Annotated in this window: 13 protein-coding genes; 3 read left to right on the plus strand and 10 right to left on the minus strand. The window is 68.4% G+C overall.

Features of this window, described 5'->3' with window-relative positions; all coding sequences use genetic code 11:
• Nucleotides 1-31: 31 nt before the first annotated feature.
• The 3 genes from glpR to glp form a co-directional block, all read right to left on the minus strand.
• The gene (gene glpR, locus ACM6LU_RS22780) at nucleotides 32-832 is read right to left on the minus strand and encodes a gephyrin-like molybdotransferase receptor GlpR (protein ID WP_414939759.1); all 801 of its coding nucleotides are present in this window, start codon (nucleotides 830-832) and stop codon (nucleotides 32-34) included.
• 161 nt (nucleotides 833-993) lie between these two features.
• A complete protein-coding gene (locus ACM6LU_RS22785; protein WP_414939760.1) occupies nucleotides 994-1665 on the minus strand; it encodes a GNAT family N-acetyltransferase in 672 nt (223 codons plus the stop codon).
• A complete protein-coding gene (glp, locus tag ACM6LU_RS22790; RefSeq protein ID WP_005155621.1) occupies nucleotides 1665-2936 on the minus strand; it encodes a gephyrin-like molybdotransferase Glp in 1272 nt (423 codons plus the stop codon). Before glp ends, ACM6LU_RS22785 begins: the two co-directional genes overlap by 1 nt.
• A gap of 218 nt (nucleotides 2937-3154) precedes the next feature.
• On the opposite strand from glp, the gene ACM6LU_RS22795 reads away from it, so the two are divergent.
• Together ACM6LU_RS22795 and ACM6LU_RS22800 are read left to right on the plus strand one after the other, a co-directional pair.
• Entirely contained in the window at nucleotides 3155-3727 is a 573-nt protein-coding gene (locus ACM6LU_RS22795) for a 5-formyltetrahydrofolate cyclo-ligase (RefSeq protein ID WP_414939903.1), read from the plus strand.
• Nucleotides 3728-3758: 31 nt separating this feature from the next.
• Entirely contained in the window at nucleotides 3759-5132 is a 1374-nt protein-coding gene (locus tag ACM6LU_RS22800; protein WP_414939761.1) for a UTP--glucose-1-phosphate uridylyltransferase, read from the plus strand.
• Here ACM6LU_RS22800 and ACM6LU_RS22805 read toward each other — a convergent pair.
• From ACM6LU_RS22805 to ACM6LU_RS22830, 6 genes are all read right to left on the minus strand, one after another.
• Nucleotides 5129-5851, minus strand: coding sequence for a class I SAM-dependent methyltransferase (locus tag ACM6LU_RS22805; protein ID WP_414939762.1), 723 nt, complete (start codon nucleotides 5849-5851; stop codon nucleotides 5129-5131). The two genes, ACM6LU_RS22800 and ACM6LU_RS22805, sit on opposite strands and share 4 nt — an antisense overlap.
• Entirely contained in the window at nucleotides 5844-8024 is a 2181-nt protein-coding gene (locus ACM6LU_RS22810; RefSeq protein ID WP_414939763.1) for an MMPL family transporter, read from the minus strand. Before ACM6LU_RS22810 ends, ACM6LU_RS22805 begins: the two co-directional genes overlap by 8 nt.
• 114 nt (nucleotides 8025-8138) lie before the next feature.
• A complete protein-coding gene (locus ACM6LU_RS22815) occupies nucleotides 8139-8408 on the minus strand; it encodes a hypothetical protein (protein WP_414939764.1) in 270 nt (89 codons plus the stop codon).
• Nucleotides 8405-8746 (minus strand): ArsR/SmtB family transcription factor, encoded by a 342-nt coding sequence (locus tag ACM6LU_RS22820; protein ID WP_414939765.1) that lies wholly within the window; start codon nucleotides 8744-8746, stop codon nucleotides 8405-8407. The genes ACM6LU_RS22815 and ACM6LU_RS22820 overlap by 4 nt, the downstream gene beginning before the upstream one ends.
• Nucleotides 8747-8774: 28 nt before the next feature.
• The gene (locus ACM6LU_RS22825; RefSeq protein ID WP_414939766.1) at nucleotides 8775-9530 is read right to left on the minus strand and encodes a GNAT family N-acetyltransferase; all 756 of its coding nucleotides are present in this window, start codon (nucleotides 9528-9530) and stop codon (nucleotides 8775-8777) included.
• A gap of 364 nt (nucleotides 9531-9894) precedes the next feature.
• Nucleotides 9895-10629: a DUF2786 domain-containing protein gene (locus ACM6LU_RS22830; protein ID WP_414939768.1), complete on the minus strand. Its 735-nt coding sequence runs from the start codon at nucleotides 10627-10629 to the stop codon at nucleotides 9895-9897.
• Between the two features lie 94 nt (nucleotides 10630-10723).
• On the opposite strand from ACM6LU_RS22830, the gene ACM6LU_RS22835 reads away from it, so the two are divergent.
• Nucleotides 10724-11074, plus strand: coding sequence for an NAD(P)-binding protein (locus tag ACM6LU_RS22835; RefSeq protein WP_414939769.1), 351 nt, complete (start codon nucleotides 10724-10726; stop codon nucleotides 11072-11074).
• Between the two features lie 411 nt (nucleotides 11075-11485).
• Here ACM6LU_RS22835 and ACM6LU_RS22840 read toward each other — a convergent pair whose 3' ends face one another.
• Nucleotides 11486-11701, minus strand: a complete 216-nt coding sequence (locus ACM6LU_RS22840; RefSeq protein WP_414939770.1) for a hypothetical protein — start codon at nucleotides 11699-11701, stop codon at nucleotides 11486-11488.
• Nucleotides 11702-11731: the final 30 nt, after the last annotated feature.

Here is an 11731-nt window from a genome sequence, read left to right on the forward strand (position 1 = left end):
CAGTGGCTCATGGAGCCCCAAACGAGGGGGGTCACTCTCCGGAGGCCCGGCGGAATGGCCTGGTCCCGGGCTCGTCGAGCTCGTGGAAGGCCGGGTCCTCGTCGTCGAGGTCGACGACGACGGCTTGGCGCCGGAGGCGGGACATCGGGGACGGCTTGCGTTCCACGACTTCCGGGCGTTCGGTGGCGACGACCTCGATGTTGTCGTGCGGTTCGTCGTCGGCGATCGGCGGTTGGCGTGGGCCGCGAGTGTTGTTGTAGCGGGCGAGGCGGCGCTGCCGGATGTCGTCCTCGATGCGGACCTGGCGGCGCAGGTACGCGAGGTAGCCGATGAGGACGGCGTCGACGATACCGTTGGCCCACCAGATCATCGGGGTCAGGAAGCCGGCGACGGCCGCCGTGGTGACCACGAGTACCAGGAGCGAGATGACGATCCGCTGCCGGAACGCGTACTTGGCGCGTGCGGCGATGTCGGCCGCCTCGGGGTCGAATCCGCCTCGGCCTGGCCGGTAGCCCGCGCCTTGGCGTTCTTTTTCGGTTTGCGGCCCGCGCGAGGGCTGGGGAAGCGGTTCGGCTTCCCGTTCCTCGTCTTCGAGGTCGGCGTCGAGTTCCGCCTCGAGTTCGGCCAGGTCGTCTTCTACCGATGGTTCCGTGTTCTCCGCCATGGCGAACTCCTCCGGTCCCTCGTGGCGTGTGCTCCCGCTCCGCACGACTCGCGCCGCCAGGGCCGAGTCCGTCGTCCGCGCGACCTGCTGGCGCTTGCGAGCGACCATGGGCACGAGAACGACGAGCCATGCCGCTGCGAGCGCGACGATGATCACCGAACTGGGCATCTCCCGTCACCTCCCCCGATCCACTGCTGTAGTCACGCTAGCCACAACAGTCACACACGCCGCGCAGACTCGCCGGTTTCGATCACGGAAAATGCATCACCAAATTAGGTGAATCTCACAGTTTGTGGTAACGCGGTCACTGGAACGACCCGGTGATGGGCTCAAACGCGCTCGGCGAGGCCTTTCGCGACGAGCCGGGACACCAGTCCGTCACCGGTCTCTTCCTTGGTGACGGCGTAGCAGAAGTGGTCCCGCCAGCCGCCCGCGACGTCGAGGTAGCGCTCGAAAAGACCCTCTTGCCGGTAGCCCACCTTGCCGAGAACCCGCAGGCTGGGGGTGTTTTCGGGGCGGACGGTCGCCTCGAGCCGGTGCAGGCCGCCGAAATCGAAGACATGGTCGGTGACAAGTGCGACGGCGCCGGTCGCGACGCCGCCGCGGACGATGTCCGATGACACCCAGTAACCGATCCAGGCCGACCGGAGCGACGCCCGGATGACATTACCCACAGTGATCTGTCCGGCGAAGCGTCCATCCACCGTGATGGTGAACGGAAGACACTGTCCGCGCCGGGCCAAGCCCCGCAAAGCCATCCATTGCGACGGCCACGACCAGAACGCGTTGCGATCCGGCCACGGTCCGATACCGGTCGGTTCCCACATCTCGAGGTGTTCGCGGTCCCGCAGCCGGACGCGGCTCCACTCGCCGGCGTCCCGCAGCCTGACCGGCCGCACGGCGAGGATTCCGGCTGGCACCCGGAGCGGCCCGAGTTTCGCGGGCCAGCCAGGGTGCCTGCTCTCGATCGGATACGCGACGCCGGAGATCGGTGCGCCCATTACGCCCGCTGGGCCAGGAAGGTCACCTTGACCTGCTCGCCCGCGGCGACCTCGGTGAGGTCTTCGTCGATGTTGATCAGGCAGTTCGCCTCGGCCAGCGACGCGAGCAGGTGCGCGCCGGAGGTGCCGAGCGGCTGCACCAGGTACTCGCCGTTGCCCTCGTCGCGCAGCAGTTGCCCGCGCAGGAAGCCTTTGCGCCCCTTGGTCGAGGTGATCGGGGAGAGCAGCCGCGCGCCGACGATCCGGCGGTGCGGGTTGCGGGTGCCGCGCGCGGCGCGGATGAGCGGGCGGACCAGGACCTCGAACACGACGAGCGCGCTCATCGGGTTGCCTGGGATCAGGAACGTCGGCACCGAATCGGGGCCGAGCCTGCCGAAGCCCTGCACCGAACCGGGGTGCATGGCGACGCGGGTCATGTCGATATGACCGAGGTCGGACAGCGCCGCGTGCACCTCGTCGCCCGCGCTTCCGCCGGCACCGCCCGCGACGACGACGATCTCCGACATCAGCAGACGGCCTTCGACGATTTCGCGCAGCCGTTTCGGATCGCCGGGGACGATGCCGACGCGGCTCACCTCGGCGCCCGCGTCCCGCGCGGCCGCGGACAGCGCGTAGGAGTTGACGTCGTAGACCTGCCCGACCGACGGGGTGCGGTCGATGTCGACCAGTTCGTCGCCGACGGACACGATCGAAACCCGCGGCCGCGGGTACACCAGCACCTTCGCCCGGCCGACGGCGGCTAGCAGGCCGACCTGCGCCGAGCCGATGGTGTCGCCCTTGCGGACGGCGACGTCGCCGATCTGCACGTCCTCGCCGGTCCGGCGCACGTAACCGGCGGACGGCACCGACTTGTGCACGGTGACCTTGGCCTGGTGGCCGTCGGTGTAGGCGGTCGGGACGACGGCGTCGGCGAGCGTGGGCAGCGGCGCGCCGGTGTCGACCCGCACGGCCTGGCCCGGCTGTAGCCGCCGCGGCTGGCGTGAACCGGCGGCGATCTCGCCGACCACCGGCAACTGCACCGGCTCCTGGCCGGCGGTGCGGACGTCGACGCTTCGTACCGCGTAACCGTCGACGGCGGCCTGGTCGAAACCGGGCAGCGCGTGCTCGGCGACGACCTCTTCGGCGCACAGGAGGCCTTGGGCCTCGGAGATGGCGACCCGGACCGGGCGCGGGCGTACCGCGGCGTCCAGGGTCAGCGCGATCTGATCCTCGACGGAACGGAACTGTCCCGCGTCTTCGGTCTCGGCCGCTTCGGCGATGGGCTCCGTCATGACTGGGGGATCTCGATCCGTTCGTTCGACCAGGCACGCGATGAAGGCCCGTCGGTGAACTGAAGTTCACCACCGTTACCAGGGGTGATGCGGCCCGAAGTCAGGGAAATCGCCCGATCGGGCAAGCTCCTCGTCGTCCGTGCCGCCGGGGTGGTCGCTGCGCCTGTCATAGGCGTGAAGCCTAACCTGACCACGTGGGCAAGCCCGGCAATGAACACCTGAGCAAAGCGGAGTGGCGTTCCCGGATAACCGCCGAACGGCGTTCACAGGTGTCGGAGGATCGGGCTCGGGAGGCGGTGTCGCTGGCCGCCGCGGCCGCCCCGCTGCCGGGTGCGGTCGTCTGCGCGTACGTGCCGTTCGGGACCGAACCGGGCTCGACGCTGCTCCTTGATCAACTTCTCGACCAGGGCAAACGTGTCCTGCTGCCGATCGTGCCCGACGAGCCGGGGCCGCTCGGCTGGGCCGGTTACGAAGGCCCCTCGACGCTTGGGCCGGGACGGCTGCGCGGGCTGCTCGAACCGACGGGCCGTCGGCTCGGTCCCGACACGCTGGGGACCGCCGACCTGGTGCTGATCCCCGCGCTCGCCGTCGACGACGAAGGCGTCCGGCTCGGTCGGGGTGCCGGATATTACGACCGGTCACTCTCCTTCGCCGCGCCGGACGCCGCGCTGATCGCCGTCGTCCGGGACGCCGAACTCGTCCGCGCCCTGCCCGCGGAACCGCACGACGTCCGGATGACCGGTGTGCTGACCCCGGACCAGGGCGTGGCCCCGCGGCCGGTAATACACTGACGCCCCGACGCAGTGGTTCAGAAAGGGCACAATGAGCTCTGACGCGCACCTGTCCGATCGTTACGCCGAGACGCTGGCGAAAATGCGTTCCGCGGGAGCGCACGCCATGGAACTGGCGGCCCTGCGACGGCGGCTCGAGCAGCTGTCCGAACCCGGCGCCGGTGAATTGCCGGGGAACGAACTCGAACCTCTCGGTGACATCAGCAGGCTGGTGGAGCTGCCCGAGCCGGACGCCGAAGAAGCGCGCCGGGTCCTGGACCGCACCGCCGTTCTTAAGCTCAACGGCGGTCTCGGCACGAGCATGGGGCTCACCGGGCCGAAATCGCTGCTGGAAATCAAACCGGGGAAGACGTTCCTCGACGTCATCGCGATGCAGGTGCTCTCCACCCGCAAGAAGTACAACGCGCGCCTTCCGCTGATCCTGATGAATTCGGCGGGCACCCGCGAGTCGTCGCTGGAGTCGCTCAAGAAGTATCCCGATCTCGCCGACGACGTCATCCCGGCCGACTTCCTGCAGGGGCGCGAACCGAAGATCACCGCCGACGGGAAGCCCGCCGAGTGGCCCGCGAACCCGGAGCTCGAATGGTGCCCGCCGGGGCACGGCGACATCTACATCGCGCTCGCGGTGAGCGGGATGCTCGATCTGCTGCTGGCGCAAGGCATCCGCTGGTGTTTCGTGTCCAACGCCGACAATCTCGGCGCGCTCCCGGACGCCCGGATCGCCGCGTGGCTCGGAGGCGAGGACATCCCGTTCGCGATGGAGACCGTGCTCGGCACCGCGGCCGACCGCAAGGGCGGGCACCTCGCGCGACGCGACGGCCGGATCGTCCTGCGCGAGTCCGCGCAGGTGCCCGACGGTGACGACTCGTTCGGCGATGTCGCGAAATGGCGCTTCTTCAACACCAACAACATCTGGTTCGACCTCGAACGCCTGAAGGCCTTGCAGGACGCCGACCCGGCCGCGCCGGAACTGCCGCTGATCGTGAACCGGAAGACCGTCGACCCGGCCGATTCGGCCAGCACGCCGGTGATCCAGCTCGAAACGGCGATGGGCGCGGCGATCGGTTCACTCGAGGGCGCGCGGGCCATCGAGATCCCGCGGACCCGGTTCGCCCCGGTCAAGACCACCGACGACCTGCTCGTCGTCCGCTCCGACGCGTACGTGCTCGACGACGGCGGGGAGATGATCCCCGAGTTCACCACCACCCCGCCGGTCGTGTCGCTGAGCAAGGAGTTCTACAAACTCCTGCCGGACTTCGACGCGCGCATCCCCGACGCCCCTTCGCTCAAGGAGTGCACGAGCCTCGAGGTGGACGGCGACGTCACTTTCGGGAAGAACGTCGTCGTCCGGGGCGACGTGAAGATCACCGGTCCGAAAACCGTTCCGGACGGCGAAAACCTCTAGGCCCGCTGGGCGATGAACACGTACTCGCGTCCTGGACGGTCGGGGGCGTCCCGGACGTCCAGGACGCGGAAGCCGTGTTCCGCCAGCAAAGACTCCAGGTCTTCGCGCTCGCGGAACCACAGTTTCGAATCCGAGGTGACGACCTCGCCGTCTTCGAACCGGTAGCTGTACCGGAACGAGACGAACGGGAGGTCCACCTCGGTGACCTCGCGCCACTGCTCGACCTCGCCGACACCTGGGACGTCGATGGTGTCGTGCGCGGTGTCGGCCGCCCAGTCCTCCCAGGCGCGGCGATCAGGGCGCCGGATCTCGAAGACCAGATGCCCACCCGGCGCCAGCGCGGTGTGGACACCTTCGAGAGTCCGGCTCCATTCGCCGTCGGTCAGGAAGACCTGGGCCACGTTCCCGGTCATCACCGCGAGATCGGCGCCCGCCTCACCCACCGCTTTCGCGTCACCATGGATCCAGGTGATCTTCCCTTCCGGGTCCTTGGCCTTCGCGACCTCCAGCGACGCCTCGGCGGGATCGACCCCCACGACCTCGATCCCGCGTCCGGCGAGGAGAACGGCCAGGCAGCCGGTGCCGCAGCCGACGTCGAGCACTCTCTTCGCCCCGAGTTCGCCGATGATGGCGAGGTAGTGGTCCAGGTCGTCGCGAGCGCCGTCGAAGGCGTCGTAAATCGGTGCGAGCCGGGCGTGGGCGAAGAGCGCGTCAGGCATTCGGCGACGATAGTTCCGGGACACGCTCGGGGGCCACGGATTTACGGTGGGGCCGCCAGGCCCGTTCTCCCAGCAGCGCCAGGAAAGCGGGCAGCAACACCCCGCGGACCAGCGTGACGTCGATCAGCACGGCGACCGCCATCCCGACACCCATCATCTTGTACTCGATCGCGCTCAGCGTGATGAAGACGCTGAACACGCCGACCATGATCACCGCCGCGCTGCTGACCACCCCCGCGCTCGTGCCGGTGCCGCGGACGATCGCGGCCACGACGCCGTCGCCCCGGTGTTCGCGGATCCGGCTGAGGATGAAGATGTGGTAGTCCATGCTCAGCCCGAACAGCAGGACGAACATGAACATCGGCAGCCAGCCGACCACACCGCCGTAGGGCGTGAATCCCAGCGGGGAGGCGAAATGGCCGTCCTGGAAGATCCAGGTGAGCACGCCGTAGGCCGCGCCGATCGACAGCAGGTTGAGCACGATCGACACGAGTGACACCGCCAAGGACCGGAAGGCCAGCAGCAGCAACAAGAACGCGGCCAGCAGCACGAAACCGAAGACCAGTGGCATCCCCTCGATCACCCGGTCGGCGAAGTCGCGGGCGTTCGCCGTGCGGCCCGAAACCGCGAACTCGACGCCGTCGACCTCGCCGATCGTCGCGGGAAGCACCTCGGTGCGCAGTTTCGCCAGCGCGGCGTCGGCTTCCGGGTCGCGCCCCGACCCGGACAACGGAACCCGGACGACCACCGCTTCGCCGACGTCGGCGACGGCGATCGGTTTGTTGAGCACCCCACCGGTCTCGCCGATCCGGCGTTCGAGATCCGTGATCGCGGACCGCAGGGCCGGGCTGTCCACCGGGCCGCCGTTCTCGGCCGTCAGTACCACCGTCGCGGGATAGACGACCCCGGGGAAGACTTGCTGGGTGCGGACGGCGGCGTCGATCGTCGCCATCGACCGCGGCAGGCTCTCCGCCGGCGTCGGATCCTGCAGGCGCATGCCGAGCGCGGGCAGCGTGAGCAGGATCAGCGACGCGGTCGCGAGCCCGCCCCACAGCGCGGGCCGCCGGGTGACCGCGCGGGCCGTCGCGGACCAGAACCGCGAGTTCTCCGCGGCGGTGCGCCGTTTGCCCAACCAGGGAATCCTGCCGCGGTCGACCTTGTCTCCCAGCAGTGAGAGCAGCGCGGGCAGCACGGTGACCGAGCCGAGCACGGCCAAGCCGACCACGAACGCCGTGCTGATCGCGAGCCCGGTGAAGTTGTCTAGTCCGGTGAGCACCAGCCCGCTCACGCACAGGACGACCGTGACGCCGGAGACGACCACGACCTGCCCGGACGTCTTCGCCGAGATCCGGATGGCGTCGTCGACGGAATGGCCTCGCGCGCGTTCTTCTCGTTGCCGCCGGAGGAAGAACAGCGAATAGTCGACGCCGACGGCCATCCCGATGAGCAGGGTGATCACCGTCGTCGCGCTGTTGATCGGGGTGAAGTCGTCGACGACGGAGAGGAACCCGAACGTCGCCGCGACACTCGTGCCCGCCAGCAGCAACGGGACCGACGCCGCGACCAGCGCCCCGAAGACGATCAGCAGGATCACCAGCGTCATCGGGAGGGAAAGGAACTCCGAGCGCTCGACGTCCTCCCGGATGCCCTTGTCGACCACGGACGACAGGCTGAGATCTCCGGACAGGCCCAACCGGACCGAGGGATGCCGGGCGGCGACCACGCCGACCTGCGCGGCCGCGGTCTCGAAGTTCGGGCGGATGTCCTTCTCCTCGCCGGCGATCGAAAAGCCGACGAGACCGGACGCGCCATCGGCCGAGATCCGCTCGGCGCCGTCGGAGGCCAGCGGTGATCGGACGTCGGTGACGGAGCCGGCTCGGGTGAGTGTGGTGACCAGGTCTTCGGTCGCCCGCCGGAGTTCTTCGTTCGCGGCGAACGGCGGTGAGCCGGGGTCCTTCGCCTCGATGAGGACGTTCTCTCGTAAGGGATCGAAGGTACTCTGGGCGTTCAAGGCGGTCTGCGCGCGGCCGGATTCGCCGGGATCGGTGCTCCGGCGGCCTTCGCCGTCCAGCAGCGTTCCTGACAGCAGGGCGATGACCACGAGGGCGACCCAGCCGACGAGGGTGAGCGCGCGGTGCCGCACGGACCAGGCGGCGATTCTTTCGGGCAGCATGAACTACAGTCCTTTGCGTGAAGGAGTGAGATGCCTCGGGCGAGGTTTTTGCTTCTTCTTTCCTGGGCCGTCGAGTTGCCGCTCGGCGGCCCAGGGTCTTTTACCGGCCGGTGGTCAGTCGACCTCCTTGAGGATCCGTTCGACCGAGCCCACACTCTTCTGGAGATCCGCGAGGCGCCCGTCGAGTTCGGTGAGTTTGCGTTCGGTCTCTTCCTGCGCCTGGACGGCCTTTTCGGCGAGCCTGCGGTATTCCTGTTCACGCGCGAGCGCGCCCCTGGCCCGGATGGTCGCGCCGAACTGCCACACGACCACCGTGATCACCACGGTGAGGAACACGAAGATGCCGATCAGCCCGGCGACCTCCTGCCATTGATACCACTTCACGGTCGTTCCCCCTGATCGACGGTGTCCGGTGAGGTGAGCGTCGGGGCCGCGGCGGCGATGGTGTCCGGGCTCAACTCGACCAGGAACGGTTTCACCTCGTAGAACTTCATCGCCTTCCCGTCCTCCGACAGCTCCAGTGCGGCCGAAACGAGCCCGGCCGCCTCCAGCTTGCGCAGGTGGAGCTGCAACAACGCCCGGCTGATGCCGAGTTCTCGCGCCAGCTGGCTCACGTACGCGCGCTCCGCGCGGAGCGCCGCGACGATCCGCAGCCGGTGCGGATTCGCCAGTGCCCCCAGCAGCCGCAGCAGCTCGTCGCCGGAGGGTCCGGTGGCGGTCATGCCGAGCTCCTGCACATGCCAAAGAAATCTAGCAGGTGCTGGCTCGGACTACCAGGTGCTCCAGCCAGACGTTCGGTTCCACGTAGACGCCGACGTCCAGCGCCGAGGAGGCGAGAACCGGCGCGATCCCGCCCGGCACGGTCGTGAGGCCGTCCCGGAGTTCGACGCCGGTCCACGCTTTCCACTGTGCGAAGGTGCCCGTGACCGTCATCGCGAACGGCGCCACCTTCACGAACCGGGCACCGAGCCGTTCGTGCGTACGCAGCCACGGATCCTCCGGCAGCCCGTCCGGGCGACGGCGAGCGATGTAGTCCTCAAAGGACAGTCCGGGTTCGTTCTCCTTCCCTGCCGGGCGGACCGGCACGACGAGTTTGCGCATGCCTGTCTCCGAGGCACGCTTCTTCAGTGCTTCCAACGCTTTCGTGGCCAGGCCGCCACCACGGCGGCCTGGCGCGACCAGCACTTCGAGTGCGATCAGCGTATTCGTCTCACGGGTGCTCATCAGGTCTTCCGCGGCCCAGATCAGGGCGGCGTCCCAGCCGTGATCCGGCAGCTCCGGGCGCTCGGCCGTCGGGAACCCGACCGGGACGGCGGCCGCTCTCGCCACCGGGACGCCGTTTTCCAGCAGCACGAGGAAGTACTCCGGCCAGCGAGCGGCCAGATGGGACGACTTCGCCAGCAGGCCAGTCTGGTCGTGCTGGAGGAATTCGCCGCCGACGCCGCCGAGACCTAGCTCGGGCTCGCGCAGGCCGGGCCGGGTGGCCAGGTCTTCGATCACGATCATGCCCTCAGTAGACCCGAGGACATGGGCTCTCACGAGGTAGTTTTCCGATATGGAGAAGGAGTTCGAGTCAAGGAACGGGCCGTGCGCCTGTCCCTGTGCGGTTATCTCACGTTGAACGAGTGCGGCGGGTTCGAGATCTGCCTGATCTGTCTCTGGTAGACGACGAGCAAGACGACCACGACGCCGACGTCGTCCGAGGCGGGCCCAACGGGTCCATGTCGCTCACGGCCGCTCGGCGGAACTTCGATCTTCACAGTGCCTCGAAGAGGCGTATGTGCACACTGTACGGCCTCCGGAACCGGACGAGATCCCCATCGACGGGAGTGCCCGCCCGCTGCCCGAACGCGCGAAGGTCAGGTAGTGACTAACGCACCGGCAGCGCGCGGCGCCGTCCGGTGAGACCGGTGGTGTTGAGGTTGGCGCGCTCGCCGGCGGAGTGCCCGTCGAGGTAGCCGCTGCCGGACAGTCGCCTCGGTGGTGCCGAGCGCAGATCGCCGTACTGCTCGTCGTATGCCTGCTTGACCATAGCCGTCCGGTCCTGGATCACCAGTTCGGCTGAGCGGTGGCCCGCGGTGGCGGTGTGGGTGCGGGCCGCGGTGTCTTCACTGTTGCGGAGCCGTTCGTAGACCGCGCCGGAGAATCCGTGCAGCCAGGTGCGCCGGTACGCGGCCAGTGATTCGCCCGCGAACACGCGGTTCCCCGGGCGGACCCTGGTCAGCTGGGTGGTCGCCTGCAGCAGCAGGCTCGTGTACAGCAACTCGGTCCGCTCCAGATCGCTGCGGAAACCGAACACGGTCACCGCGGTGACGGACTGGCCGAGCCGGTGCAGCAGGGCCCGGCAGCGCAGCGGATGCGCGATGTTGGTGAGCAGTCCCGCCTTGTCACGGCTGTAGGGGTTGTCGAGCGGGATCATGATCTGGGTGATCTCGTCGGCTGTCGCCCCGGAGTCGGCCAGCAGTGCTTGATCGATGCCGTACCGGGCGATCAGTTCGGCGGCCTTGGTGTTGTAGGACTCGGCTTCGGCCTCGGTGACCGCCGGATCCTCCGCCTTCGCGAGAAGTTTCCGGACGCGCGCGAGCAGCGTGTCGTGATCGGGCATGGCCCCCCTTCCTGATTGGGTTGAAGCGGATCAACCTAGGAGAGGGGTCCGACAATATTCGGGCGAGCTGTTCGGATCCCGGCAAGGGGGTGGTATGCCGATCGACGTGTCTGTGGTCGGTTCCGGTCCGAACGGGCTCACGGCGGCGGTCTTGCTGGTCAGGGCGGGGCTGTCGGTCGAGATCCACGAAGCGGCGGACGAGATCGGCGGGGGAACGCGGACGGCCTCGCTGTTCGACGACTACGTCCGCCACGACATCTGCGCCACCGGGCATCCCGATGGCCGCGGCGTCCCCTTCTTCCAATGGTTCGGTGTCGCCGCGCACGAGATCGACCTCCTGCGCCCGGAGATCGCGTACGCGCACCCGCTCGACGGTGGGCCGTGTCGGGACGCAGCGCGCGTGCTTTCTCGACGGCTTCGAGCCCGTTTCGCGCTTCACCGGTGACCCGCACGTCGGGGACGGCGTCGAGGGCCACGAAGCCCGCCCGGACGAGATCCTGGTCGTCGACCACCAGCACACTGGTCACCGGGTTCGCTCCTGCGGCAGATGGGGGAAGGGTCAGTTCGATCGCGAAACCGTCGGATCCGGCCGGCCCCATTTCGATCGAACCACCGTACATTCTCGTCCGCTCGCGCATTCCGATCAGGCCTTGTCCCGTCGAATTGGGTGGCGGTGTCTCGGAAGCGGAATTGCGGACACCCAGCACGAGCGCTTCCTCGCCGTATTCGAGGGTCAGTTCCGCGGATGCCTTCGTCGCGTGTTTCAGCACGTTGGTAAGCGCTTCCTGGGCGATGCGATAGGTGCACAGTTGCTGGCCGGGAGGAAGCCGCCGCGGTTCGCCGATGGTCCGCGTCGTCACCGTGAGACCGGCTCACGCACACGGGCGACCAGCGCGGGGAAGGTCGGCGAGGCCGGGCTGGGGCCGGTATTCGTGGGGTTCACGCTGTGGCGGGCGCAGCACCCCCAGCAGACGCCGCAGTTCGCCGAGCGCTTCGGTCGTTTTCGAAGACGTAGCGCGAGGTTCGCCTGCACCGAGATCACCGAAATGTGGTGGGAGACGACGTCGTGCAACTCGTGGGCGACGCGGATGCGTTCCTCGAT

The organism is Amycolatopsis sp. cmx-11-51 (assembly GCF_047608665.1).
Classification (GTDB): Bacteria; Actinomycetota; Actinomycetes; order Mycobacteriales; family Pseudonocardiaceae; genus Amycolatopsis.